Here is a 26,380-nt window from a genome sequence, read left to right on the forward strand (position 1 = left end):
ATAGCTGTTCATCCGCACGACCGTCGTTATCAATTGTCACAAAGTCTGAATAGGCGAGTCATGGAATCCAGACATACTTGCCGCCTTAACCGACCGAGAAGCCTTATGCCCCGGCGCTTGTTCAAACGCTACATGCCAGACCCGATAAGCATCAGGGAACACAAGTCCTTACGCTTTCTCGGCACGCTGCTGCATGACCCCAACCTCTGGCACCTCAACCGCCACTCCGTCGCCCGCGCCATGGCGGTCGGCCTGTTCGCGGCGTTCCTGCCGATCCCGTTGCAGATGCTGGTCGCCGCCACCCTCGCCATCGTCGTGCGCGGCAACATGCCGATCGCCGTCAGCCTGGTCTGGCTGACCAACCCGATCACCATGCCCGCCGTGTTCTTTTGCACCTACCAGACCGGCGCCTGGCTGATGGACGTCCCCGCCCGGCATCTGCCTGACGAGCTGACCTGGGAATGGATCAGCGGCGAACTTTCGACCCTCTGGCAGCCGTTCCTGCTGGGCTCGGTGGTGACGGGGCTGGTGCTTGGCGCCCTGGCCTATTGCCTGGTGATGATGTACTGGCGCTGGTGGGTGGCGCGGCAATGGAAACGGCGCAAGCAGCGCCGGATGCAGCAATGAAATCGGCCTCCGCTTGGGAGGCCGTTTTCATTGCTTGTGTAGGAGCTGTCGAGTGAAACGAGGCTGCGATCTTTTGACCTTAAAAACAAAATAGCCTGCGGCAGCTCCTGCAAAAAGACTGCGATCAGGTCAGGTCCGCATCCCCCGCCCACTCACCAGCAACCGCGCACAACCGAAATACAGAATCACCGTCGCCACCAGCATGAAGGTGATCGCGATGCTGATGCGAATGTCCGACACCCCGAGGATGCCGTAACGGAACGCATTGACCATGTGCAGCACCGGGTTGGCCAGGGACACGGTCTGCCAGAACGGTGGCAGCAGCGAGATCGAGTAAAACACCCCGCCCAGGTACGTCAGCGGCGTCAGCACGAAGGTCGGGATGATCGAGATGTCATCGAAGTTGCGCGCAAACACGGCGTTGATGAACCCGAGCAACGAGAAGATCGTCGCCGTCAGCACCACCACCAGAATGGTCACGCCCAGGTGATGGACCTGCAAATGGGTGAAGAACAGCGACAGCAGGGTCACGATGATGCCCACCATCAACCCGCGCAGCACGCCGCCCAGGGTATAGCCGATCAGGATCGTGTGCGGCGAAACCGGCGAGACCATCAGTTCTTCGATGGAGCGCTGGAACTTGCTGCCGAAGAAACTCGATACCACGTTGCCGTAGGAGTTGGTGATCACCGACATCATGATCAGCCCTGGCACGATGTACTCCATGTAGGTGAAGCCACCCATGTCGCCGATCTGCCGGCCAATCAGGTTACCGAAGATCACGAAGTACAGGACCATGGTGATCGCTGGCGGCAGCAGGGTCTGTGGCCAGATCCGGGTGAAGCGCCGGACCTCGCGGTAAACGATGGTGTTCAGGGCGACGAGATTGGGGCGCAGCTCGGAACTCATACCGCCACCTTCGACAGATTTTTCTCCACCAGGGACACGAACAACTCCTCGAGGCGATTGGTTTTGTTACGCAGACTCAGCACTTCGATGTTCTGTTGTGCCAGTTGAGTGAATAGCGCGGTGATGCCCATGCTTTTGTCGACCTGGACTTCCAGGGTGTGGCCATCGAGCAGACGCGACGGGTAGCCGATCAGTTGCGGCGGCGTGCCCAGACCGTTCTTCAGATCCAGCAGGAAGGTCTCGACATGCAACTGGCTGAGCAACTGCTTCATGCTGGTGTTTTCGACGATGGTGCCGTGGTCGATGATGCCGATGTTGCGGCACAACTGTTCAGCCTCTTCCAGGTAATGGGTGGTGAGGATGATGGTGATGCCGCGCTTGTTCAGCTCGGTGAGGAAAGTCCACATCGAGCGACGCAGTTCGATGTCCACCCCCGCCGTCGGCTCGTCGAGGATCAACAGGCGCGGTTCGTGAACCAGGGCGCGGGCAATCATCAGTCGGCGCTTCATGCCGCCGGACAGTGAACGCGAAGGCACATCGCGCTTGTCCCACAGGCCGAGCTGGGTCAGGTACTGCTCGGCGCGTTCCTTGGCGACTTTCGCCGGAATGCCGTAGTAACCGGCCTGGGTCACGACGATGTCGAAGGTCTTTTCGAACTGGTTGAAGTTGAACTCCTGGGGCACCACGCCGATGGAGCGCTTGAGCGCGGCCGGGTTCTTGTCCAGGTCATTGCCAAAGATATTGACCGTGCCGCTGGTCTTGTTCACCAGGGTCGAGAGAATGCCGATGGTCGTGGATTTGCCGGCGCCGTTGGGGCCGAGCAAGGCGAAGAAGTCACCTTCGGAGACGTCCAGATCGATACCACTCAAGGCCTGGAAACCGTTGCCGTAGGTTTTGGTTAGCTGCCGGATGGACAGAGCGGAACTCATATCGGATTTACGCACCAGAAAGTGAAGAAAGGAAAAATGTGAGCGGGCGGCGAACCATGCAACCGCAGCGCAATAGCACAATGGTGCTTGTCGCCGCCACACAAGTACAGTCAAGTGTGTCGATAGTGAGTATTAAGTCAACGCGGTCATGACCGCCTTGCGATAGGCCGGACGCGCGGACAGGCGCTCATACCAGGCTTGCAGATGAGGCAGCGGCGCACGCTCGATGGGCATTTCGAACCAGGCATAGATAAAGCTGCCCAGGGGAATGTCGCCCATGCCGATCTCGTCGCCCGACAGATACGGCTGGCTCGCCAGAGCCTGATCGGCCATGGCCAGCAGCGCGTCGCACTCCTTGATCGCCGCCTTGATGGCAGGCCAGTCCTGTTGCTCGGCCGGGGTGCGCAAGACGCCCCAGAACACGGTGCGGAACGGGCCGGCGAAACTGGAGGTGGTCCAGTCCATCCACTTGTCAGCGGCGGCGCGGGCTTGCAGATCCGAGGTGAACCACGGCGTGCCGGCCGCGTGCTTGGCCATCAGATAACGAACGATGGCATTGGATTCCCACAACACGAAACCGTCGTCTTCGATCACCGGAACGCGGCCATTGGGGTTCATGGCGCGGTACTCGGGTGTGTCGACGACACCAAAGGCGCCGCCCGCATCGATGGCCTCGTAAGCCAGGCCGAGTTCCTCGGCGGCCCACAAGGGTTTCCTGACATTCGACGAATTTTTCCGACCCCAGATCTTCAGCATGACCGCCTCTCGATTGATGAATGCGCAGGCAGCATACGCCGGATCAGGCGCGACTCAAATCGCTCTGCATGTCACCCAGCAACGCCTGCAACTGCTCGCCGAACAGATGCGGATAGCACTGGCGCAGGTGTTCGAAGAAGAACGCTTCGGGGACGTCGGTGAACTGGCCGTGATCGACCAGGTATTCCATCAGCTTCTCGCCGTCGCGATTGAAGGGGTGAAACACACTGTCATTAATACCGTCGAACTCCAGCGGCGCGACGTTGAACAACTCGCACAATCCCTGATTGAACGCCGGCGTGGCCTTGACCCAGCGACCGTTCAGATACAGCTCGGTGTAGCCGTGCATGGCGAACACATCGCTTTTGAGCAACTCGAGCAGACGCGGCGTCGACAGATGATTACGCACATCCGCCAGACCGATCCGCGCCGGTATTGCGCAATGCCGTGCACAAGCGGCCAGCAGCGTGGCCTTGGGCACGCAGTAACTCTCCCCGGCGGCCAGGGCATGACTGCCACGCAGAGTCTGCGGATCGCGGCTGAACGAGTAAGGGTTGTAGCGCACCGCCTCGCGCACGGCGTAATAGAGACTGACGGCTTGCTCGAGGGGATCGCGACTGGCGCCACGATGCTTTTCGGCGAACTCCACCACCGAGGGATGGTCACTATCGGTGAAGCGGCCGGGACTCAGGTACTCGTGCATGCGGGCAATCTCCTTGGCGAGTCCCGAGTCTAGCGAGAGGTTCAGCACAGAGATAACGACGTTTCGGCCAAATGTGGACGCTTTGGCGCCCGCTCAATGAACGATCTTTCACGGTCCTGCACTCACAGGGCCTACACAATCATCGTAGGTTTCCTACGAATTCAGTCACCTCGCTCTGCCCACCCCGTTTCGCGGATGCCGTCTAAGCTCTTGGGGTTGGTTTGCCCTGGTTTCACGGAGGATTAAATATGCTGCTGTTGTGGATAGTGGTTCTGGTTGTCGGGATAGCTTATTTAGCCCACCGTCGCATCGCCCCGCTGCCTGCCTTGGGCATGGTGGCTGTCTACCTGCTGGCCATGGGCGCCCTCAGTCGCGCGCCGGGTTGGCTGCTGCTGATTTTCTGGGTCCTGCTCGCTGCCGTGGCAGCCCCTTTGCTGTTGCCCGATCTGCGGCGCAAATTCTTCAGCGCGCCGATGTTCAACTGGTTCAAGAAAACCCTGCCGCCCATGTCGCAAACCGAACGCGATGCCATCGAGGCCGGCACCGTGTGGTGGGACGGCGAACTGTTCAGCGGGCGCCCGGACTGGAACAAGTTGCTGTCCTATCCGGTGGCACAACTGAACGAGGAAGAACGGGCCTTTATCGATGGCCCGACCGAAGAACTCTGCGCCATGGTCAGCGACTGGGAGCTCGGGCAAACCATGGACCTGCCAGAGCAGGCCTGGACCTTCATCAAGGACAACGGTTTCTTCGCCCTGATCATTCCCAAGGAGTTCGGCGGCAAGGGCTTTTCTGCCTACGCCCACTCGCAAGTGGCGATGAAACTGGCGAGCCACAGCGGCGACCTCGCTTCCACCGTGATGGTCCCCAACTCCCTGGGTCCTGCCGAACTGCTGCTGCACTACGGCACCGACGAACAACGCAACCATTACCTGCCGCGCCTGGCCCGGGGCGACGAGATTCCGTGCTTCGCGCTGACCGGGCCGCTGGCTGGCTCCGACGCCGGCGGCATGCCCGACACCGGCATCATCTGCAAAGGGGTATGGGAAGGCCAGGAAACCCTCGGCCTGCGCCTGAACTGGGAAAAGCGCTACATCACCCTGGGCCCCGTGGCCACCCTGCTCGGCCTGGCCTTCAAGGCCTATGACCCGGACCACCTGCTGGGCGACCAGGAAGACCTTGGTATCAGCCTGGCCCTGGTACCCACCAACACCGCCGGCGTGAACATCGGTCGCCGCCACCTGCCCTTGGGTGCCGCGTTCATGAACGGCCCGAACTCCGGCAAGGACGTGTTCATCCCTCTGGACTTCCTCATCGGCGGCCAGGAAATGCTCGGCAAGGGCTGGATGATGCTGATGAATTGCCTGTCGGTCGGACGCTCGATTTCCCTGCCGGCAGTGGGCACCGGCATGGCCAAGTTCACCAGCCTGGTGACCGGTCAGTACGCGCAGATTCGTGAACAGTTCAATGTGCCGATCGCGGCGTTCGAAGGCATTCAGGAGTCCATGGCCCGTATCGGAGGCAATGCCTGGATGATGGACGCCGCGCGAATGCTGACCGCCAATGCCGTGGATCTGGGCGAAAAACCGTCGGTGCTGTCGGCCATTCTCAAGTACCACCTGACCGAACGTGGTCGCGAGTGCATCAGCCACGCGATGGATGTGCACGGCGGCAAGGCGATCATCGAAGGGCCGAACAATTACCTGGCGCGCAAATGGAACGGTGCGCCGATTTTCATCACCGTCGAAGGTGCGAACATTCTCTCGCGCAACCTGATGATCTTCGGCCAGGGTGCGATTCGCTGCCATCCTTTCGTGCTCAAGGAAATGGCCCTGGCAGGTCGCGAGGACAAGGATCAGGCACTCAGCGAATTCGATGGCCTGCTGCTCAAACACATCGGTTTTGCCGTGGGCAACGCCGCCAGCACCCTGGTGCTGAACCTTGGTTTCGGTCATCTGGAACACCTGCCGGGCGACCGTCTCAGCCAGGGCTATTTCCGCGCCCTCAACCGTCAGGCCGCGGCATTCGCGCTGCTGGCCGACCTCAGCATGATGTTGCTGGGCGGCGAACTGAAACGTCGCGAACGCCTGTCGGCGCGACTGGGGGATGTGCTGAGCAACATGTACCTGGCCAGCGCCGCGATCAAACGCTACAACGACCTCGACACGCCGCAGCACATGGAGCCGCTGTTCATCTGGGCCATGGAAGAAAGCCTTGGCCAGGCCGAACGGGCCATGGACGAACTGCTCAGCAACTTCCCGAACAGGGTGATGGCGTGCTTGCTGCGGGTGATCGTGTTCCCGTTCGGTCGTCGCCACAAAGGGCCTTCGGACAAACTCGGTGCGGCGGTCGCGGCGGTGATCGGACGCGCCAAGGGCGATCCGGCCCTGGAGGAACTGCTTCAGGGTTGCTACCGCCCGCAGTCGAACGACGATCCGGTCGGCGCCCTGCAACAGGCCTGCGACCTGTTGAACGAAGCGCAGCCGCTGCAGAAAAAGCTGCATGTGGCGCTCAAGAGCGGCCAGGTCAGGCCGGTCGCCGGTGAACATGTCATCGATACCGCGCTGGAAGCCGGCGTGTTGCAGCCGGTCGAGGCGCACACCCTGCGGGAGGCGGAAGCGGCGCGGCGCAAGGTGATCGACGTCGATGACTTCGACAAACAGGAACTGGCGCTGGCCCAGGGTCGGATCCGCTGATCCAGCCGAGCCGGTACGGCGTATAAAAATGGGCGCGGGGGCTTTATACTCCCGCGCCCGTTTTGCTCTTGAGGACTTATCTCGTGTCCAACATCGTTGCCGATCATCTCGTTTTGCTCGACCACCTGCGCAGCATCCTGGTCGCCGTGGGTGAGGCCGACCAGGTTCCCGAAGAAAGCCATGCCTTGTTCCTGGAGCGCTTCGACGAACTGCGTGCCCTGCTGCCGGTCGACCCGATCGAAAGCCAGTACCTGGGCCAGGACATCCTGTGCCAGGTCATCACCCGCTACCCGCAGATCGCCCACCTGGTCCCGCGCGACCTGCTGTGGTACTTCGCCGGCGACTGCCTGCACTACATGCCCGATGACGAAATCGACCTGTACCAAGCCCTGGAAGAACGTCGCTTCGAAGCCGAACAGAACGACGAACCGTTCGACTGGAACCAGGAAAAGCAGCTGCTCGCCCTGTCGAATCAGGACAGCAAGCACTGATCCGGAGCCGGTAAAGCAAAAGGCCCGCATGGTTGTTCATGCGGGCCTTTTTTGTGGCTGAAAACGCCTTCGCGGGCAAGCCTCGCTCCTACAGGTCACGCAAAACGCTGTAGGAGCGAGGCTTGCCCGTGAAGAGGCTCGTCAAAACAACCCGTCACTCTCTGGCAACTCATACTCCGCCGCCCCACCCGATTTCCCCGGGTTGCTCAACGTCGGCTCCTTCTCCAGACACTCCACCAGATAATCGATGAACACCCGCAACTTCGGCGGCAGGTAGCGCGTCGGCGAATGCAGCAACCACGCACCGCCATGATAGGACGCAAGGAAGGTCCAGTCCGGCAGCACCTGCACGATCAACCCCTGCTCCAACGCATGCCGCGCGGTGAAATACGGCAGGCTGCCAATGCCGATGTGCTGCATTACCGCGCCCAGACGAACCCCGGTGTGATTGGCGGCATAACGCCCGCGCACGCCCACCGTCACCACTTTTGAACCTTTCTTGAATTTCCAGCGCGCATCGCTCGGCGTTTCACCCAGATAGATGCAACTGTGATTGAGCAGGTCATGGGGATGGGTCGGCGTGCCGTGCTCGGCCAGATACTGCGGTGTGGCGCAGAGCATATGGTCGATGGTCAGCAGTTGCCGCCCCACCAACCCCGCAGGCGGGCGGTCGGTGATGCGAATCGCCAGGTCGACGTTGTCATCGATCAGGTCCACCTGACGATCCTCGAGCAGCAACTCCACATCCACCTTGGGATAGCGGCGCAAAAACTCCGGCATGTGCGGGTGAATCACGAAGCGCCCGACGGCCTTGGGCACGCTGATCCGCACCAGCCCTTCCGCTTCCTCGCTGAACTGGCCACTGATTTCCATCACCGAGCGGGCAGCGCTGACCATCTCCTGACAGCGCTTGAACACTTCCTCGCCGCCGTCGCTCAAGCGCAATTTGCGCGTGGTCCGTTGCAGCAAACGAATGGCCAGGGCTTTCTCCAGTCGCGAAATGCTGCGACTGACTGCCGAGGGTGAAGAGCCCATTTGGCGGGCCGCTTCGGAGAAGCTGCCGGTCTCGACAACCTTGACGAATATCGCCATTTCACCGAGCAGCGGCAGCGGTAGATTTATGCTCACGACGCAACAGTCCTTTGATGTTTGACCGGATTATCACGCATTAACCCGCTTCATATAATGAAAAACGGAAACATTTATACGAGCCTGCAACATGACGCTTCGCCTTTTTTTCCACAGTGACGACCGCAAGGCCAACGTGGAAATCCTGGAATGCACGCCCCACGAGCAAGAGTTCGCCGTGGTGTTGCGCGCCACGCTGTTCCACCCCCAGGGCGGCGGACAACCCTTTGACACCGGCTGGATTGGCGAAAGCCGGGTACTGCGGGTAATGCAGGATCCCGAGCGGATCGTCCATTACGTCGACCGCCCGGTGGACCTCGGCATGACGCAGATCCGCGTCGACGCACAACGTCGCCAGTCCAACACGCGCCTGCATTCGGCCGGCCACCTGATCGGTCATTTCGTCCAGGCCATGGGCTGGATGCCGATCAAGGCGCATCACTGGCCCAGCGAAGCGCGGGTGCAGTTCAAGCCGTTGGACGCCGCGCAGGACGTTGATGCAAAGACGCTGCAGCACGGCCTCGCGCAATGGATCGCCCACGACCTGCCACGCCTGACCTCGTCGCGCGAAGGCGCCCGGGAAATCGGTTTCGGTGAATTGCCCGCCTACGGTTGCGGCGGCACCCACGTTCGTAGCCTGAAGGATTTGGGCACGGTCACGATCGACTCCCTTTCGCACAAGAAAGGGATCCTGTCGGTCCACTATCACGTGGACTGACAGGACGCTGGATGAGCCTGCGTTCGCAGGCTTCGTAGACACTTTGTCGGATGGACCCAAGGCATGATGCTAGACGTCGAATGTCTCGATGAGACGTGCATAAAAAAGCTGGCCAATGAAGAAATCCTCGCCATCCGCATCAAGGGCTGGCTGCCGCCATCAATGGCATTGAAGATCGGCGACAAGATCCTCGAACCAGGCTTTGAGGGCTATATCAACGCGCCGAGCATTGGCCGCATCGGCATGGCGTTCTACGAAGCGGAAAACCAGCCGCTGCTGGTCGAGGACTATTTCGCCCGCGCCACCCGCAACATCGCCGAATTGCGCAACCGTTGCGCGCCCTACTCGTCTCCGGTCGACACCCTGCGCTGCATGCTCGACGAATCCTGGCCGGCCGGTGCGCACCTGGAAACCCTTTACGGACGCAAGATGTATGTCGGGCTCTCACGGGTGGTGAAACCCGGCGTGTGCTTCCTCGCCCATCACGACATTTTCGCCAAGGACGCCCCAGACAGCTTTCAAGCGCGAAGCCTGGAAGCGCAGTTCGCCTGCAACGTCTACCTGAACATGCCCCGCGAGGGCGGTGCCCTGCAGGTGTGGGACCACGATATTTCGCCGGACCAGTTCGACGAAATGCGCGGCGACAGCTACGGCATCGATCCCGCCTTGCTGGGAACCCCGACCCTGGAAGTTCGCCCCGAGCCTGGGGATTTCATCATGTTCAATTCACGCCGCATGCACGCCGTGACGCCGGGCCTGACCGATCCACGCCTGAGCCTTTCATTCTTCGTCGGTTACCGCGGCACCGCTTCCCCCCTGACTTTCTGGAGTTGAAATGCTTTCCAATTACCTGGGCGAGTTTCTGGCGCTGGCGACCATCCATTTCCTGGCCGTGGTCGCCCCCGGACCGGACTTCGCCGTCACCATCCGCCAGAGCGTGCGATTTGGCCGCTGGGTAGGCATCTTCACGGCACTGGGCATCGGCGCAGGGATTTCCGTGCATGTGCTGTACACCTTGCTGGGTGTCGGCGCGCTGATGCACACCATCCCCTGGTTACTGAGCGTCGCCAAGGTGGTTGGCGGTGCCTACATTCTGTACCTGGGTGTCAGCCTGTTACGCAGCAAGCCCAAATCCGTGCTTGAAGGGGAAAAGGAAGCGGACGAGCCCGTGGTCGAGCAAACCCTGCTCAAGGCATTCACCACCGGCTTTCTGACCAACGCCACCAACCCAAAAGCCACGCTGTTTTTCCTGGCGATCTTCACCACCTTGATCAGTGCTACGACGCCGCTGGAGATTCAGGCGCTGTACGGCGTATGGATGTGCAGCGTGAATGCCTTGTGGTTTGTCATCGTTGCGCTGTTTTTTTCCAGCAGCCGGGTGCGATTGCTGTTTTTGCGCATGGGGCACTGGTTTGAACGGAGCATGGGGGTGATTCTGATTCTTTTTGCTGGCCGGTTGATCCTGTCGATGTAAAACGCCCACGCAAAAAAAGGCCCGCCCAGTCAGACTGGCGGGCCATTTTTTTGATCGCGTAAATCGCGGACGAACAAAAACGCCGCTCAATGAGCGGCGTTTTTGTTTAATTTGGAGCGGGAAACGAGACTCGAACTCGCGACCCCGACCTTGGCAAGGTCGTGCTCTACCAACTGAGCTATTCCCGCAAATGGCGTCCCCTAGGGGACTCGAACCCCTGTTACCGCCGTGAAAGGGCGGTGTCCTAGGCCACTAGACGAAGGGGACACGCTACCCGGAACACATGGTGTGTGTTTCGGTGTCCAGATCCGCATCCGAAGACTTGGTTCTGGTTTCACTCAGCCCTGCCCGAAAGCAACGCTGTTTAAAATTGGAGCGGGAAACGAGACTCGAACTCGCGACCCCGACCTTGGCAAGGTCGTGCTCTACCAACTGAGCTATTCCCGCATTGGCGTCCCCTAGGGGACTCGAACCCCTGTTACCGCCGTGAAAGGGCGGTGTCCTAGGCCACTAGACGAAGGGGACACGCTACAACATTCACTCCCTGCTTCGTTTCGCTGTGTGCTTTACGCTGCAAGTGGCGCGCATTCTATGGATGGTTTGAGGGGTCGTCAACCCCCTGTTATAAATTTTTTTAAATCAATGACTTGGACCCGCTTTTCAGCCCCGATCCGGTTTTTCCGTCGACCGGTGTTTGACGCCTATATTCTGACACCCGCCAAGGCGCTATAGTCGACGACCATGAATGATGGCAACTTGCCAAGTATGTGCCAGCATTCAAAAAGCAGGTCTACGGTCGATACAGGCGTAACCCCATTGATCCAGCTCGTCGGGTGGCGCCAGACGCCTATATGGCAAGCCAATACACTCGCACGCGAACCTAATAGAAGAGGTCTTACCGGTGACACCACTCATGATCACCCTGCTCGTCGTAGCCGGGATCGCACTCTTGATCGCCATTGGCTACATCAACCATGTGGTGGAGAACAATAAGGTAGAAAGGGCCCGTACCAAGGTTGAACTCAACGACCGCCTGCGTCGTTGTGGTGAACTCACCGAAACGTTCCCTGGCCAGTTGATGACACCGGGGCTGAAGTTGCTGCTGGCTCGCCTGGAATTGAATGTCTGCCAACGCCTGCTGAGCCTGGAAAAGACCAGCGCCAACCTCAAGGCGCGCATTGAAGAGCTTGAAGCGCTGGTGGCCCAGGGCGAATCGATTCCGGTCAACAACCCGCCGGCCCCGATCCAGACCGAAGCCAAGGCCAAGGACGTGCGCTTCCTGCTCGAAGCCCTGCACGGCCAGATCACCCGCGCGGCCCATGACGGTTTTCTTCCTCCGAACGAAGCCAAGCGCTGGATTCGCGAAGTGCGCCACATTCTGGTGCTGCTGCACATCGAGTTCTTCAACAACCTCGGCCAGCAGGCCCTGCAACAGAATCAGCCGGGGCAGGCGCGCCTGGCGTTCGAGCGCGGCGTGCAGTACCTGCGCAAACAGCAGGAGCCGCAGGCCTACGCTGAACAGCTGGAGTACCTGGAGAAGCTGCTGGTTCGTGCCAACGATCAGGTCATGGACCGCATCGCCCCGGTGGAAGGTGATGTGAACCAGCTGACCGAGGGTCTGAAGGACGTCGAGGCGGATGCGGACTGGAAGAAGCGGGTGATCTACGACTGATCATTCGGTGAAAATAAAAATGCCCCGGCTCGAAAGAACCGGGGCATTTTGTTATCTGCCTCTTGCAGCTCCTACAGGGGCCAGTGGAGTTTCTGAGGTCAGAGTTTGAAATGTCCTACCATCCCCTTCAATTCAACCCCCAGCTGCGCCAGCTCGATACTCGACGCCGCATTGCCCTGCATCGCCAGTGAAGACTGATCCGCACTCGCACGAATGCTCGTGACACTGCGATTGATCTCTTCGGCCACCGAACTCTGCTCTTCCGCCGCGGCGGCGATCTGCTGGTTCATCTGTTGAATCAACGACACCGCCGACGCAATGCTCCCCAGCGCGCTTTCGGTTTGCAGGGCATCGCTGACCGCCAGTTTCACCAGGTCGCCACTGCTCTGGATCTGCTGCACCGAAGTCTGCGCCGCCGAACGCAGGGCGCTGACCAGGCGTTCGATTTCTTCGGTCGATTGCTGGGTGCGCTTGGCCAGGGCCCGGACTTCATCGGCCACCACCGCAAAGCCCCTGCCCTGCTCGCCCGCCCGGGCGGCCTCAATGGCGGCGTTGAGCGCCAGCAGGTTGGTCTGCTCGGCCACGCTTTTGATCACGCCAAGCACCGTGCCGATGTTCTGAATTTCCGCGCTGAGGCTTTCAATGCTGGAACTGGCCGAGTTGGCCGAGTCCGCCAGCTGTTCGATGCGCGCCATGCTCTGGCGCACCACGACCTGACCACTTTCCACCTTGCCGTCCGCCGTCTGCGCCGCCACGGCCGCTTCCTCGGCGTTACGCGCGACATCGTGCACGGTGGCGGTCATCTGGTTCATTGCCGTGGCGACCTGTTCGGTTTCTTCCTTCTGGCTGCTGACTTCGAGGTTGGTCTGTTCAGTCACCGCCGACAGCGATTGCGCCGACGTGGCCAATTGTTCGATGCCGGCCTGCAAACCGCTGACGATATGGGAGAGCCCCGCGCCCATCTGCTGCATGGCCTGCATCAACTGGCCGATCTCGTCCCGACGGTTCACCTCGACCGTGCCACTCAGATCCCCCGAAGCGATCTGTTGCGCCACGCGAATCACGCTACGCAGCGGCCCCACGATCAGGCGGGTAATCACCCAGGCGGCAATCAGCCCGACCAGCAACGCCAACGCGGACGAACCGATGATCATCAGGGAATTCTTTTTCAGCTCCGCCTGCATCGACTGGTCTTCGGCGACGTAAGCCTGATCGACCCGCTCCATCACCTGGGCCGCGCGTTGATGCAGTTGCTGGTAGACGGTCTTTTCCTGTTCCAGCAGGCCGGTGTACTCGGTGAGCTTGTCGCTGAAACTGGCAATGTGGCCGATCACCTCATTGAGGACGGTCTGGTAACCCTCGTCCTTGACCGAGGTTTTCAGCTGTTCGGCCTGGGCCAGTGCCTGACTGGCCTGTTCGATCTTGCCCTGGCCCGCGCTGTCATCGCCCTTGCGGCTCTGGTCCAGACGCACCCGCGCTTCGTTCATCGCTTGCAGCATCAACCGCGACACCTGGCTGACCTGACTGGCCTGCTCGATGAACTGCGAGCCGTCTTCGCCCTTCGAATCCTTGAGCGTGTAAGTCCCGTCATCGGCCAGCCCGGACTGCAACACGTCCAGATTATTGGCCACGCTGGAGACCGACCAACTGGCCATTTCCAGCGCCAGATCCTTGGCCTGGCTGAGCGAGACGAACTCGTCGAAGGCCTTGCGATAGGCGGCGAGAGACTGCTGGACATCGTTCATCACCGGCACATTGGCCGCGGAATCCGCCTTGAGCTGATCGGCCAGTGCAATCAGGCCATCGACCCCTTCGTGCAAGGTGTCGACGGTTTTCGGGTTGCCGTGCAAGGCATATTCCTGCTCCAGCAGACGCACCTTGAGCAGCCCGCTGTTGAGCGACGACATCTGCTTGAGCCCGTCGAAGCGCTGGCTGATGGTTTGCAAAGACCAGACACCGATGGCCGCCACCAGGGCGGTCAACAACAGCACCAGCACGAACCCGACACCCATTTTTTTTGCCATACCCAGGTTGGCAAAACGTCCTTGCACGGCCGAAATCATTGGACCAGGTCCTCCGCCATAATTGATAAACGCAGATTCGCAACGGCCCTTGAGCAACACAAGACTCTGGCGCCGGAATAATGGCAAAAAGCTACGCCCGCGTCGTTTTCAGAACGCTTGAGGTCGATCCGGAGTGGTGGCCTGAAAAAATGCCCGGGCGCGAGGATCACCCGCCCAGGCGACATTGATGCGCTGCCAGTCATTGACCGCACCGCCGGGACTGAAGGCTGTGGACGATGACAACAAAAGGCCGAAACGCCGGGCCTGCGCCCGCACCTGAGCGTAGTCCGTCATGCGCGGTCGCGCCCAGACAAACAAACCGCCGACCGGTTTGCCGAACACCTCCCACTCGGTGTCTTCGAGCAACTGCAACAGCGCCGATCTGTCGCGACTCAGGCGCTGGCGCTGACGTTGCACCAGATTGCGGTAGGCGCCATTGGCCAGCAGGCAGGCGAGCACCGCTTCACTGAAGGCCGACGCGCCCATGCTGCTGATCATCTTGACCTCGGCCAGTCGCTCGATCGTCCGGGCGGTGGCCACGACAAAGCCGACACGCAAGGCGCTGCTGAGGGTCTTGGAATAGCTGCCGACGTAGATCACGCGGTCATCCAGCGAAGCGAGGCGCTTGCCGGGAGCGCTGTGCAGGTCGGCGTAGACGTCGTCTTCGATTATTTGTACGTGATGCGCGCTGGCCAGTTCGACAATGCGCTTTGCCACCTCCGGCGACAGGCTGCTACCGGTGGGATTGTGATGAAAACTGTTGATGAAGAATCCACGAGGCCGATGCGTCTCGAACCGGGCTTGCAGAACGGCGATATCCGGCCCGAACGGAGTGCGCGGCACCTCCAGCATGCTGACGCCGTGCAGCCTGAGCAGTTCGAACAACACGGGATAACCGGGGCTTTCCACCACGACGCAGTCACCGGGCTTGAACAAGGTTCGCACGATCAGATCGAGCCCCTGACTGGCGCCGGCGGTGGCCAGGATCCGGTCGTCTTCGACCTTGATATCCAGGGGTTTCAGGCCCTTCAGAATCTGCCGACGCAATCGAGCAAGGCCGAGCGCGGAGCTGTAGTTGAACAGGCCGGCCATGTCGGTGCGACTGACCTCGCGGATCGCGTAAGCCAGGTCGTCCGGCTCGCGCCAGCTTTCGGGCAGGCTGCCTGCTCCCAGCTGCAGCTCGCACAGGCAATGGCACGGGTCGGACTCAGCGTCACCCATCGCATTCGCTGCCGCCACGATGTAACCACCACGATGGCGCGACTCCAGCAGCCCTTGCGCGACCAGGCGCTCACAGGCCTGGTCGACACAGGACTCGTTGAGCAGATTGACTCGAGCGATTTTCCGCACCGAAGGCAAACGCGCGCCGCAGGTCAATTGATTGCAACGGATTGCGCGGACCAGCGCGTCGACGATTTGCTGTACGACCGGCACCATGGCCTGTCGATCGATTCTCAATTCCATGAGCAGGCAAACTCCTGTTTGGTTGTGCGAAACCAGTTAATCACAGGAGCGCTGGCGGGGATGTGAGACAACGCCGCTAAAGGCTTGCCGATTAACCCGCTGAAACATACCCAGGTTCGATGTTCGCTTGAGAAATTAGAACGCGGTAACGCCGCCATCCACCGCCAACGAATGCCCGGTCGTGAACGCCGCACCATCGCTGCACAGGTACAGCACCGCACTGGCAATTTCCTCGACCTTGCCGATGCGCCCCACCGGGTGCATGGCATTGGCGAACTCACCCTTCTTCGGATCGGCTTCATAGGCACGGCGGAACATGTCGGTGTCGATGACCGCCGGGCACACCGCGTTGACCCGGATTTTCTTCTTGGCGTATTCGATGGCCGCCGACTTGGTCAGGCCGATCACCGCATGCTTGGACGCCGCGTAGATGCTCATCTTCGGCGCGGCCCCAAGGCCTGCCACCGACGCGGTGTTGACGATCGCACCACCTCCCTGGGCCAGCAGCAACGGCAGCTGATACTTCATGCACAACCACACGCCCTTGACGTTGACGCCCATGATCGCGTCGAACTCGTCGAGGGTGCCGTCGGCCAGCTTGCCCTTCTCGATTTCGATGCCGGCGTTGTTGAAGGCATAGTCGAGACGGCCGTAGGTATTGACCACTTCATCCATCAGATTTTTCACATCGCTTTCCACAGTGACGTTGCAGCGCACGAAGGTCGCTTCGCCGCCCGCTGTACGAATCAGCGCAACGGTGCCCTCGCCGCCGGCGGTGTCCATGTCAGCCACCACCACCTTCAGGCCTTCGGCGGCGAACGCCTGGGCCGTTGCGCGCCCGATACCATTGGCGGCGCCCGTCACTACAGCGACCTGACCGGAAAACGTCATGCTCATCGTTATGTCCTCAAGGAAAAGTTGGCGAGGGATGTTGAGTTCCCAGTCTAGCCAGAGCGTCCCCGTGCACGGCAGCACTATCAGAAGGCCGGTTGAGTGCCCATGAGTTGCAGTGATGGAACTCCCGTACCAATTATCACCACACTGGATCGAGACCTATTCGCCGCATCAGCCGAACTTGCGGCATCGCCAGCCAGGGTCTATCTACAAGGCTTCATTCATCTTGAGTGCCTGACATGACTACCCAGACCAATCGCCAGTTCCTGCTCGCCAAACGCCCGGTCGGCGCGGCCACCCGCGAGACATTCACTTATCAGGAAGTACCGGTGGGCGAGCCGGCCGCGGGTCAGATTCTGGTCAAAAACGAATACCTGTCCCTGGACCCGGCCATGCGTGGCTGGATGAACGAGGGCAAGTCCTACATCCCGCCGGTGGGTCTTGGCGAAGTCATGCGCGCCCTGGGCGTAGGAAAAGTCGTGGCGTCGAACAATCCGGGGTTCGCGGTGGGCGATTACGTCAACGGGGCGTTGGGCGTGCAGGACTATTTCGTCGGCGAGCCGCGAGGCTTCTACAAGGTCGATCCAAAGCTGGCGCCGCTGCCGCGCTACCTCTCGGCGCTGGGCATGACCGGCATGACCGCCTATTTCGCTCTGCTCGACGTCGGCGCGCCCAAGGCAGGGGAAACCGTGGTGCTCTCGGGTGCAGCCGGCGCGGTGGGCAGCATTGCCGGGCAGATTGCCAAGATCAAGGGCTGCCGCGTGGTGGGCATCGCCGGTGGCGCGGACAAGTGCAAGTTCCTGATCGATGAACTGGGTTTCGACGGTGTGATCGACTACAAGAACGAAGACGTTATCGCCGGCCTCAAGCGTGAATGTCCGAAAGGCGTCGATGTGTATTTCGATAACGTCGGCGGCGACATCCTCGATGCCGTGCTGAGCCGCCTGAACATGAAGGCGCGGGTGGTGATCTGCGGCGCGATCAGCCAGTACAACAACAAGGAAGCGGTCAAGGGCCCGGCCAACTACCTGGCGCTGCTGGTCAATCGCGCGCGGATGGAAGGCTTCGTGGTGATGGACTACGCCGCACAATTCGCCGCCGCCGGACAGGAAATGGCCGGCTGGATGGCCAAGGGGCAGCTCAAGAGCAAGGAAGACATCGTGGACGGGCTGGAGACGTTCCCGGAGACGCTGATGAAGCTGTTCAGCGGGGAGAATTTCGGGAAGTTGGTTCTGAAGGTCTAACTCATTACCTGAATTCACCACAAAACAAATGTGGGAGCGGGCTTGCTCGCGAATGCGGTGGATCAGCAACATTGATGTTGACTGACACTCCCTATTCGCGAGCAAGCCCGCTCCCACATTTTTTGGATCTTCCGTGGCGGGTCAGGCCAGTTCAGCCACGACCGAAGCCAACGCCTGCGCCGGATCCGCCGCCTGGCTGATCGGACGACCAATCACCAGATAATCGGAACCGGCCTGCAACGCCTGACGCGGGGTCAGGATGCGGCGCTGGTCGTCCTGGGCGCTGCCCGCCGGACGAATGCCCGGGGTCACCAGTTGCAGCGACGGGTGCGCCGACTTCAAGGCCTGGGCTTCCAGGGCCGAGCACACCAGACCGTCCATCCCGGCTTTTTCCGCCAGGGCGGCCAGGCGCAGCACCTGCTCCTGCGGCTCGATATCCAGGCCGATACCCGCCAGATCCTCACGTTCCATGCTGGTCAGCACGGTCACGCCGATCAGCAACGGCTGCGGGCCGCTGCGCTTGTCCAGCACTTCACGGCAGGCCGCCATCATGCGCAGGCCGCCGGAGCAATGTACGTTGACCATCCACACGCCCATTTCCGCGGCCGCCTTGACAGCCATGGCGGTGGTGTTGGGAATATCGTGGAACTTGAGGTCCAGGAACACTTCGAAACCCTTGTCGCGCAGGGTGCCGACGATTTCCGAGGCGCAGCTGGTGAACAGTTCCTTGCCGACTTTGACCCGGCACAGTTTCGGGTCCAACTGATCGGCCAGCTTCAGTGCGGCGTCACGGGTGGGGAAATCCAGGGCGACGATGATAGGAGTCTGGCAGGCGGACATGAGCGGGCTCTCAGGCAAGTCGAAATCGGCGCGCATTGTAGCGGAACCAGCGCCGCTGGGGGACCCGATGATCGGTAAATCGTCGAGAACGCTGCGGCAAGACTAGCCTTTTCGGCATTTGTGTCGAGCCCGTTACATTACCGACACGTCCACAACATCCTTGCCCGCTACCCTCCCCAGCCGCAACACGTCCCCACCCGGCACTTCCCGCCCGCCAGCCGGACGCCTATGCTGGAACCACCACCTCGCGGCCTATCTTTGTGGTTGGCAGCCAACCTGACAGATGAACGCACGCATGCACAACATCCACGCACCTGTGAACGACGAGCAAAAATCACCTGGCGACGACAAACGCTGGAGCATCCGCGCGCTGATCGTCGACGATGACGTCCCGATCCGCGAACTGATGATCGACTACCTGGCCCGCTTCAACATCCACGCCAGCGGCGTCACCGATGGCGCCGCCATGCGTCAGGCGCTGCAAGCGGAACATTTCGACGTGGTGGTGCTGGACCTGATGTTGCCCGGCGAAGACGGCTTGTCGCTGTGCCGCTGGCTGCGCGCCGAGTCCGACATCCCGATCCTGATGCTCACCGCCCGCTGCGAGCCCACCGACCGCATCATCGGCCTGGAACTGGGCGCCGACGATTACATGGCCAAGCCGTTCGAACCCCGGGAGCTGGTGGCGCGCATCCAGACCATCCTGCGCCGGGTACGCGACGACCGCAGCGAACAGCGGGCGAACATCCGTTTCGACAACTGGCGCCTCAACAGCGTACTGCGCCAGCTGATCGCCGCCGATGGTCTGGTCGTGCCGTTGTCCAACGCCGAATTCCGCCTGTTGTGGGTGTTCATCGAACGTCCGCGCCGGGTGCTGAGCCGCGAGCAATTGCTGGATGCGGCCCGTGGGCGCTCGATCGAAGCCTTCGACCGCAGCATCGACCTGCTGGTGTCGCGCCTGCGGCAGAAGCTCGGGGATGATCCGAAGGCGCCGCAACTGATCAAGACCGTGCGCGGTGAAGGCTACCTGTTCGATGCCCGAGACATCGGTTGATGCGCGGGCGCTTCGATACGCTGTTCGGCCGCCTGTTTGGCGTGTTGCTGATCGCGATCATCCTGGCGCACCTGCTGGCCTTTGCCTGGTTTCACCATTACGGCCCGCCGCCACCTCCGCCGCCGCCGGAATTTTCCGAGGGTTTGGATGGCAAGCGACCGCCGCTGGACCCGCGCTTCGCCAACCGCCCCCCCCGGCCGTGGTTTGGCGGGCCGCTGGTGCCGCTGACCTTTCAATTCATCTCGCTGATCATCGCCGCCTGGTACGGCGCCAAGTTGCTCAGCCGGCCGATCCAGCGCCTGAGCGATGCCGCCGAGCGCCTGAGCGAGGACCTCAACAGTCCGCCGCTGGATGAGTCCGGGCCCCGGGAAGCGCGGCAAGCGGCGCACACTTTCAACAAGATGCAGCGGCGCATCATCGAGCAAGTCAAACAGCGCTCGCGGATGTTGGGCGCGGTGTCCCACGATCTGCGCACACCGCTGTCGCGACTCAAGCTGCGGCTGGAGCAGATCGACGACGACAAGCTGCAGGGCCAGATGCGCCAGGATCTGGACGACATGATCAGCATGCTCGACGCCACCCTCACCTACCTGCACGAACAGCGCACCAGCGAGGCGCCGCAGTTGATGGACGTGCAGGCGCTGGTGGAGTCGTTGAGCGAGAACGCCCAGGACCAGGGCGCCGATGTTCAGGCCAGCGGTCATTGTGCGCCGCTGCTGGTTCAGCCGATGGCCTTGCGCTCCTGTGTGAACAACCTGCTGGATAACGCTCTGCGTTATGCGGGGCAGGCACTGATCACCCTGGAAGACCATCGCGATCAGCTGTTGATCAGGGTCATCGACCGTGGGCCGGGAATCGCGGCGGAGCAACGCGAAGCGGTGTTCGAACCCTTCTTCCGCCTGGAAGGGTCTCGCAATCGCAATTCCGGAGGCGTCGGCCTGGGCATGACCATCGCCCGCGAGGCGGCGGAACGGCTGGGCGGGCAATTGAGCCTGGAAGAAACACCGGGCGGCGGGCTGACGGCGGTCATTCGATTGCCGCGGGCCTGACACACACAGCCCCCCTTGTGGGAGCGGGCTTGCCCGCGAAGGCGTCAGATCAGTCGACACCATCTTTGCCTGACACACCGCTATCGCGGGCAAGCCCGCTCCCACAGGTCCACCGGTCGGCCGCTGAATTGTGAACCACACAAAACCCTGTGGGAGCGTGGCTTGCCCGCGAAGGCGTCAGATCAGTCAACATCACCTTGCCTGATACACCGCCATCGCGAGCAGGCTCGCTCCCACAAAATCAGCGCTTGCGCAGAATCACGCTACCAATCGAATAACCGGCACCAAACGAGCTGAGTACCGCCAACGAACCGGCGGGCAGGTCGTCCTGGTTTTTGTGGAAGGCAATCACGGAACCGGCGGAGCTGGTGTTGGCATAGGTGTCGAGGATCACCGGGGCTTCCTGTTCGGTGGCGTCGCGCCCCAGCAGTTTCTTGACGATCAGGTGGTTCATGCTGAGGTTGGCCTGGTGCAGCCAGAAGCGCTTCACGTCGCTGACGTTGAGCTGGTTCTCTTCCAGGTGCTGACCGATCAGCTCGGCCACCATCGGGCAGACTTCCTTGAACACCTTGCGGCCTTCCTGGACGAACAGCTTGTCCTTGGCACCGATACCCTCTTCCGCAGCGCGGTTGAGGAAGCCGAAGTTGTTGCGGATGTTGTTGGAGAACTTGGTCAGCAGCTTGGTGCTGACGATGTCGAACTGGTGCTTGGAGGTGGCCTGGTCGGCGCGCTCGATGATCACCGCCGTGGCCGCGTCACCGAAGATGAAGTGGCTGTCGCGGTCACGGAAGTTCAGGTGACCGGTGCAGACTTCCGGGTTGACCATCAGGATCGCCCGGGCCTGGCCCAGCTGGACGCTGTTGGCCGCCGCCTGGATGCCGAAGGTCGCCGAAGAACAGGCCACGTTCATGTCGAAGCCGAAACCCTGGATGCCCAGTGCTTCCTGGACTTCGATGGCGATGGCCGGGTAGGCGCGTTGCAGGTTGGAGCAGGCGACGATCACGCCGTCGATGTCCGCTGCGGTCTTGCCGGCGCGCTGCAAGGCTTGTTCGGCAGCACCGATGGCCATCTGGCACAGCACCGACCATACGTCGTTGGAACGCTCGGGCAAACGCGGGGCCATGCGCTGAGGATCGAGGATGCCGTCCTTGTCCATGACAAAGCGGCTCTTGATGCCGGAGGCCTTTTCGATGAACGCAGCGCTCGACTCGGTCAGCGCTTGGACTTCACCGCGCGCGATGGCGTCGGCGTTATCGGCATTGAATTGCGCGACGTAGGTGTTGAACGACTGCACCAACTCTTCGTTGGAAATGCTGTTGGCTGGGGTGTACAGGCCGGTGCCGCTGATGACGACGTTATGCATGGTCGTGTCTCTAATCTGTTCAGGCAGAAAGCATTGGCACCGACGTACCAATACATAAAGGGTCGATTCCCATCCTGGGGACGCAAAACTGGCAACGTTTTATTCCGACACGCAACATGGCCGAAGGCTCTGGGTCGCGAAAACGGCGTTTATGGTCGCGAAGTTTGCCATAAACGTTAGCTTTTGGCGCCTTTTGCGAGAGCGCCGATATCCCTGTGGGAGCGGGCTTGCCCGCGAAGGGGCCATCAAATTCAACATCTATGTTGACTGACACACCGCTTTCGCGGGCAAGCCCGCTCCCACAGGTTATTGCGTAAGCCTTGGGTCTATGGTTCGACCTGGCTCCACTGCTTGCTCAAGCGCTTGTCGGAGATCGGCACCTTGGTCCCCAACTGCTGGGCAAACAGCGAGACCCGGTACTCCTCCAGCCACCAGCGGTACAGCTCCAGCTGCGGATCGCGCTTGCCTTCCTGGGCGTGTTTGCTGGCGCGGGCCTGGTATTGGGTCCAGAGATTGGCCAATTCGCCACTCCAGACCCGATCCTTCTGCAACTGGGCGCCGAGCTTTTCGAAACGCTGTTCGATGGCCTTGAGGTAACGCGGCAGCTCCTTGAGCCAGTGCATCGGCGTTTCCCGGACAAACCCCGGATACACTAGTTGGCTGAGTTGCAGCTTGATGTCGTTCAGGGCTACGGCTTGCGCCAGATCGATCTTGCCCTTGAAGCGCTTTTGCAGGCCGTGCCAGAGCTTGAGGATTTCCAGGGTCAGCTTCGCCACCCGCTCGGCGTGTTCGGTCCAGGCGCCGCGCTTGCGTTCGGCCAGCGATGCCAGCCCCGCGCCATCCCGAGGCAACGGGTCTTCGCCGTCGAGAATGCAGCTGTCGAGGCTGGCCAGCAGAATGTCCTCCACCAGCGCATCCACACGCCCCATGTCGCGGTACAGCAGGCCCAGTTCGGTCAGGCCCGGCAACTTGCCGCGCAGGAACTTCGCCGGCTCCGCCAGTTGCTGCAGCAGCAAACGCTGCAAGGCGCGGCGATGCTGGAACTCGGCCTCGGCCGGCGTCGAGAAACGCCCTTCCTTGACCGTGCCCGCCTCTTCCACCAGCGCCGGATAGACCGTCATCGACAGCCCGGCGATCTTCTGCTGGGTTTTCTGCGCCACCGCGGCAAACACCTTCGGCTCCACCGGCTGCTGGCTCTTCGCGGTCTGTGGCACCGCCAATGCCGCCTGGCTGGCTTCGGCGAAACGTGCGGTCAGCTCGGCAAGGTCACGACCTTCGCCGAGGAACTTGCCCTGGCCGTCGACGATTTCCAGGTTCATGCGCAGATGGCTTTCCATCTGCTGCGCCGCTTCCACCCAGGCTTCATCGCTGACCCGCGCGCCGGTCATGCGCAACAGTTCGCGGCCCAGCGCCTGGGGCAGCGAGCCCTCGGCGAAGGTCATGCGCTGCAAGGCGGCCTTGACGAAGTCCGGCACCGGCACGAAGTTCTTGCGCAGGGCCTTGGGCAGGTTGCGCACCAGGGCAATGCACTTGGACTCGATCACCCCCGGCACCAGCCATTCCAGGCGCTCTGGCGGCAGCATCGGCAGCAATGGCGCCGGCACCCGCAGGGTCACGCCATCGCGCGGATGATTGGGCTCGAAGTGGTAGCTCAGGGCCAATTCCAGATCACCGATGTGCAGGGTATCCGGGTATTGCATGGCGGTGACTTCGCTGGCCTCGCGGGCCAGCACGTCTTCTTCGCGCATGATCAGCAGTTGCGGGTTCTTCTGGCTGTTGACCCGATACCAGCTGTCGAAGGTCGCGGTCTGGTGGATCTCCGCCGGCAACCGCGCATCGTAGAAGGCGTACAGGGTTTCTTCGTCGGCGAGGATGTCACGCCGACGGGCCTTGGCTTCCAGCTCGTCGAGCTGTTCCAGCAACCGCGCATTGGCGGCCAGGCACTTGGCCTTGGACTGAATCTCGCCTCTCACCAGCCCCTCGCGGATGAACATCTCGCGGGACACCACAGGGTCCACCGGGCCGAAATGCACCGGGCGGCGACCGACCACGATCAGCCCGAACAGCGTGATCTGTTCATAGGCCACCACCTGGCCGCGTTTCTTCTCCCAATGGGGTTCGAAGTGGTTTTTCTTGATCAGGTGCCCGGCCAGCGGCTCGATCCAGTCGGCGTCGATCTTGGCCACCATCCGCGCATAGAGCTTGGTGGTTTCCACCAGTTCGGCGGTCATCAGCCATTGCGGGCGCTTCTTGCCGATGCCCGACGACGGGTGAATCCAGAAGCGCCGCTGACGGGCGCCCAGGTAATCGCCGTCTTCGGTTTTCTGACCGATCTGGCTGAGCAGCCCCACCAGCACCGCCTTGTGCAGTTTCGGATAATCCGCAGGCTCTTTATTGAGGCTCAACTGCAGATCGCGACAGATCAGGCTCAACTGACGGTGGGAATCACGCCACTCGCGCAGGCGCAGGTAATTGAGGAAGTTCTTGCGGCACCAGTTGCGCAACGGATTGGCGGTCAGCGCCTGGCGCTGCTCCTCGAAGCCGCGCCACAGATTGACCAGCGCGGCGAAGTCCGAGTCGGCGTCTTTCCACTGTGCGTGGGCCTGGTCCGCCGCCTGTTGACGCTCCGGCGGACGGTCGCGCGGGTCCTGGATCGACATGGCACTGGCGACGATCAGCACTTCCTGCAAGCTGCCGAGCTTGGCCGCTTCCAGCAGCATGCGGCCCATGCGCGGGTCCACCGGCAAGCGCGCAAGCTGTCGACCGAGCGGCGTCAGCTGGCTGTTGCGATCCACCGCCGAGAGCTCTTGCAGCAGGTTGAAACCGTCGCTGATGGCCTTGCCATCCGGCGGCTCGATAAACGGGAACGCGGTGATTTCGCCGAGGCGCAGGTGCAGCATCTGCAGGATCACCGCAGCGAGGTTGGTACGCAGGATTTCCGGATCGGTAAATTCCGGGCGCGCGAGGAAGTCTTCTTCGCTGTACAGCCGCACGCAAATGCCCGGTTCTACCCGTCCGCAACGGCCCTTGCGCTGGTTGGCGCTGGCCTGGGAAACCGCTTCGATGGGCAGGCGCTGGACCTTGGCGCGGTAGCTGTAGCGACTGATGCGCGCGGTGCCGCTGTCGATCACGTAGCGGATGCCCGGCACGGTCAGCGAGGTTTCCGCGACGTTGGTCGCCAGCACCACGCGACGCCCCGGATGCGACTGGAAAATCCGCTGCTGCTCGGCCGGCGACAGGCGCGCGTACAACGGCAGGATTTCGGTGTGTTTGAGTTGGGCCTTGCGCAGCATGTCTGCAGCGTCGCGGATTTCCCGCTCGCCGGGCAGGAACACCAGCACGTCGCCCGGACTGCGGCGCTCGCTGCGCTCATAGGCGGCGATTTCGTCGAGGGTGGCGAGAATCGCCTGATCGACGGTCAGGTCGTCCTCGACACGGTTGCCCTCTTCGTCCTGTTCCAGGGTCAGCGGGCGATACCAGGTTTCCACCGGGAACGTGCGGCCGGAAACTTCGACAATCGGCGCGTCATCGAAGTGCTTGGAGAAGCGCTCCAGGTCGATGGTCGCCGAGGTGATGATGACCTTCAGGTCCGGGCGGCGCGGCAGCAGGGTTTTCAGGTAACCGAGCAGGAAGTCGATGTTGAGGCTGCGTTCGTGGGCTTCGTCGACGATGATCGTGTCGTAGCGCTCAAGGAAACGGTCGTTCTGGGTTTCCGCCAGCAGGATGCCGTCGGTCATCAGCTTGATCAGGGTATTGGCGTCGCTCTGATCCTCGAAGCGCACCTGATAGCCGACCAACGCGCCCAAGGGCGTGCCCAGTTCCTCGGCAACCCGGCTGGCGACGCTGCGCGCCGCGATTCGCCGCGGCTGGGTGTGACCGATCAGGCCCTGCTGGCCGCGACCGATTTCCAGGCAGATTTTCGGCAGCTGAGTGGTTTTACCCGAGCCGGTTTCGCCGGCGATGATCAGCACCTGGTGTTTTTCCAGGGCCTTCTTGATTTCGTCGCGCTTGGCGGCAATCGGCAGACTGTCGTCGTAACGAATCACCGGCACGCTGGCGCGGCGCGCCAGCACCTGATCGCAGGACGCCTGCAGGCGCGTCACCCACTGGGCCAGCTTGGCCTCGTCGGGTTTCTTGCGCAGCTCAAGCAACTGCCGCCGCAGCCGGTGACGGTCGGCGAGCATGGCGTGATCGAGGTTTTTCAGCAGTTTGTCGATGGAGGGCGATTCGTCGGTCATAGAAGCAGCGGCAAGCTGTAAGCTAAAAGCTGCAAGGGTAACAGATGAGCAGCTAAAAGCCTCAAGCT

At 61.5% G+C, this 26,380-nt stretch carries 21 protein-coding genes, 4 tRNA genes and 1 pseudogene; 10 read left to right on the top strand and 16 right to left on the bottom strand.

What is annotated here, in order from left to right:
* The first annotated feature begins 105 nt into the window (after window positions 1–105).
* The gene (locus HNO86_RS06090) at window positions 106–627 is read left to right on the top strand and encodes a DUF2062 domain-containing protein (protein ID WP_175376116.1); all 522 of its coding nucleotides are present in this window, start codon (window positions 106–108) and stop codon (window positions 625–627) included.
* 129 nt (window positions 628–756) lie between these two features.
* Here HNO86_RS06090 and HNO86_RS06095 read toward each other — a convergent pair whose 3' ends face one another.
* The 4 genes from HNO86_RS06095 to HNO86_RS06110 all read right to left on the bottom strand — a co-directional run bounded on the left by HNO86_RS06095 (window position 757) and on the right by HNO86_RS06110 (window position 3,924).
* Complete coding sequence (locus HNO86_RS06095) at window positions 757–1,536, bottom strand: ABC transporter permease (RefSeq protein WP_077047013.1); 780 nt, start codon at window positions 1,534–1,536, stop codon at window positions 757–759.
* Window positions 1,533–2,465 (bottom strand): ABC transporter ATP-binding protein, encoded by a 933-nt coding sequence (locus HNO86_RS06100; protein WP_175376117.1) that lies wholly within the window; start codon window positions 2,463–2,465, stop codon window positions 1,533–1,535. Before HNO86_RS06100 ends, HNO86_RS06095 begins: the two co-directional genes overlap by 4 nt.
* A 132-nt stretch (window positions 2,466–2,597) precedes the next feature.
* Complete coding sequence (locus tag HNO86_RS06105; RefSeq protein ID WP_175376118.1) at window positions 2,598–3,221, bottom strand: glutathione S-transferase family protein; 624 nt, start codon at window positions 3,219–3,221, stop codon at window positions 2,598–2,600.
* Window positions 3,222–3,264: 43 nt separating this feature from the next.
* Complete coding sequence (locus tag HNO86_RS06110; protein WP_175376119.1) at window positions 3,265–3,924, bottom strand: transglutaminase family protein; 660 nt, start codon at window positions 3,922–3,924, stop codon at window positions 3,265–3,267.
* Between the two features lie 248 nt (window positions 3,925–4,172).
* Between HNO86_RS06110 and HNO86_RS06115 the strand changes: the two genes are divergently transcribed.
* Both HNO86_RS06115 and HNO86_RS06120 read left to right on the top strand, forming a co-directional pair.
* A complete protein-coding gene (locus tag HNO86_RS06115) occupies window positions 4,173–6,620 on the top strand; it encodes an acyl-CoA dehydrogenase (protein WP_175376120.1) in 2,448 nt (815 codons plus the stop codon).
* Between the two features lie 83 nt (window positions 6,621–6,703).
* A complete protein-coding gene (locus HNO86_RS06120) occupies window positions 6,704–7,111 on the top strand; it encodes a PA2817 family protein (protein WP_077047009.1) in 408 nt (135 codons plus the stop codon).
* Between the two features lie 141 nt (window positions 7,112–7,252).
* Here the strand turns inward: HNO86_RS06120 and HNO86_RS06125 are convergent, their stop codons facing one another.
* A complete protein-coding gene (locus HNO86_RS06125; protein WP_175376121.1) occupies window positions 7,253–8,239 on the bottom strand; it encodes a LysR substrate-binding domain-containing protein in 987 nt (328 codons plus the stop codon).
* Between the two features lie 91 nt (window positions 8,240–8,330).
* Here HNO86_RS06125 and HNO86_RS06130 point away from each other — a divergent pair, with 91 nt between their 5' ends.
* The 3 genes from HNO86_RS06130 (at window position 8,331) to HNO86_RS06140 (ending at window position 10,431) form a co-directional block, all read left to right on the top strand.
* Window positions 8,331–8,957 (top strand): alanyl-tRNA editing protein, encoded by a 627-nt coding sequence (locus HNO86_RS06130; protein WP_175376122.1) that lies wholly within the window; start codon window positions 8,331–8,333, stop codon window positions 8,955–8,957.
* Between the two features lie 63 nt (window positions 8,958–9,020).
* Window positions 9,021–9,791 carry a 2OG-Fe(II) oxygenase gene (locus tag HNO86_RS06135; RefSeq protein WP_175376123.1) on the top strand — a complete coding sequence of 257 codons (771 nt, stop codon included), beginning with the start codon at window positions 9,021–9,023 and terminating at the stop codon, window positions 9,789–9,791.
* Window position 9,792: 1 nt separating this feature from the next.
* Entirely contained in the window at window positions 9,793–10,431 is a 639-nt protein-coding gene (locus HNO86_RS06140; RefSeq protein ID WP_175376124.1) for a LysE family translocator, read from the top strand.
* Window positions 10,432–10,543: 112 nt separating this feature from the next.
* On the opposite strand, the gene HNO86_RS06145 is transcribed toward HNO86_RS06140, so the two are convergent.
* From HNO86_RS06145 to HNO86_RS06160, 4 genes are all read right to left on the bottom strand, one after another.
* A tRNA-Gly gene (locus HNO86_RS06145) sits at window positions 10,544–10,619 on the bottom strand.
* A gap of 3 nt (window positions 10,620–10,622) precedes the next feature.
* Window positions 10,623–10,698, bottom strand: a tRNA-Glu gene (locus HNO86_RS06150).
* A gap of 104 nt (window positions 10,699–10,802) precedes the next feature.
* A tRNA-Gly gene (locus HNO86_RS06155) sits at window positions 10,803–10,878 on the bottom strand.
* Between the two features lie 2 nt (window positions 10,879–10,880).
* Window positions 10,881–10,956: transfer RNA gene (locus HNO86_RS06160), tRNA-Glu, on the bottom strand.
* A 388-nt stretch (window positions 10,957–11,344) separates the two neighbouring features.
* Here HNO86_RS06160 and HNO86_RS06165 point away from each other — a divergent pair.
* Complete coding sequence (locus HNO86_RS06165) at window positions 11,345–12,103, top strand: hypothetical protein (RefSeq protein WP_178131021.1); 759 nt, start codon at window positions 11,345–11,347, stop codon at window positions 12,101–12,103.
* 98 nt (window positions 12,104–12,201) lie between these two features.
* Here HNO86_RS06165 and HNO86_RS30530 read toward each other — a convergent pair whose 3' ends face one another.
* The 4 genes and pseudogenes from HNO86_RS30530 to HNO86_RS06180 all read right to left on the bottom strand — a co-directional run bounded on the left by HNO86_RS30530 (window position 12,202) and on the right by HNO86_RS06180 (window position 16,527).
* Complete coding sequence (locus HNO86_RS30530) at window positions 12,202–13,083, bottom strand: methyl-accepting chemotaxis protein (RefSeq protein ID WP_372242513.1); 882 nt, start codon at window positions 13,081–13,083, stop codon at window positions 12,202–12,204.
* Window positions 13,063–14,166, bottom strand: a pseudogene (locus tag HNO86_RS30535) (HAMP domain-containing protein); the annotation flags it as partial. The gene HNO86_RS30530 and the pseudogene HNO86_RS30535, both read right to left, overlap by 21 nt.
* Window positions 14,167–14,274: 108 nt before the next feature.
* Window positions 14,275–15,630: a PLP-dependent aminotransferase family protein gene (locus tag HNO86_RS06175; protein ID WP_175376127.1), complete on the bottom strand. Its 1,356-nt coding sequence runs from the start codon at window positions 15,628–15,630 to the stop codon at window positions 14,275–14,277.
* A gap of 135 nt (window positions 15,631–15,765) precedes the next feature.
* On the bottom strand, window positions 15,766–16,527 hold the full coding sequence (locus HNO86_RS06180; RefSeq protein ID WP_175376128.1) for an SDR family oxidoreductase: 762 nt from the start codon (window positions 16,525–16,527) through the stop codon (window positions 15,766–15,768).
* 236 nt (window positions 16,528–16,763) lie between these two features.
* Here HNO86_RS06180 and HNO86_RS06185 point away from each other — a divergent pair, with 236 nt between their 5' ends.
* Entirely contained in the window at window positions 16,764–17,768 is a 1,005-nt protein-coding gene (locus tag HNO86_RS06185; protein WP_175376129.1) for an NADP-dependent oxidoreductase, read from the top strand.
* Window positions 17,769–17,909: 141 nt separating this feature from the next.
* Here the strand turns inward: HNO86_RS06185 and pyrF are convergent, their stop codons facing one another.
* Entirely contained in the window at window positions 17,910–18,608 is a 699-nt protein-coding gene (gene pyrF, locus HNO86_RS06190; RefSeq protein WP_175376130.1) for an orotidine-5'-phosphate decarboxylase, read from the bottom strand.
* A 295-nt stretch (window positions 18,609–18,903) separates the two neighbouring features.
* Between pyrF and HNO86_RS06195 the strand changes: the two genes are divergently transcribed.
* Together HNO86_RS06195 and HNO86_RS06200 are read left to right on the top strand one after the other, a co-directional pair.
* The gene (locus HNO86_RS06195) at window positions 18,904–19,662 is read left to right on the top strand and encodes a response regulator (protein ID WP_175376131.1); all 759 of its coding nucleotides are present in this window, start codon (window positions 18,904–18,906) and stop codon (window positions 19,660–19,662) included.
* Window positions 19,662–20,711, top strand: a complete 1,050-nt coding sequence (locus HNO86_RS06200) for a HAMP domain-containing sensor histidine kinase (RefSeq protein WP_175376132.1) — start codon at window positions 19,662–19,664, stop codon at window positions 20,709–20,711. Before HNO86_RS06195 ends, HNO86_RS06200 begins: the two co-directional genes overlap by 1 nt.
* Window positions 20,712–20,952: 241 nt before the next feature.
* Here the strand turns inward: HNO86_RS06200 and HNO86_RS06205 are convergent, their stop codons facing one another.
* On the bottom strand, window positions 20,953–22,074 hold the full coding sequence (locus tag HNO86_RS06205) for a beta-ketoacyl-ACP synthase III (RefSeq protein WP_175376133.1): 1,122 nt from the start codon (window positions 22,072–22,074) through the stop codon (window positions 20,953–20,955).
* 326 nt (window positions 22,075–22,400) lie between these two features.
* Entirely contained in the window at window positions 22,401–26,312 is a 3,912-nt protein-coding gene (hrpA, locus tag HNO86_RS06210; protein WP_175376134.1) for an ATP-dependent RNA helicase HrpA, read from the bottom strand.
* Window positions 26,313–26,380 lie beyond the last annotated feature (68 nt).

This window comes from Pseudomonas sp. C1C7 (genome assembly GCF_013359595.1).
Taxonomy (GTDB): domain Bacteria; phylum Pseudomonadota; class Gammaproteobacteria; order Pseudomonadales; family Pseudomonadaceae; genus Aquipseudomonas.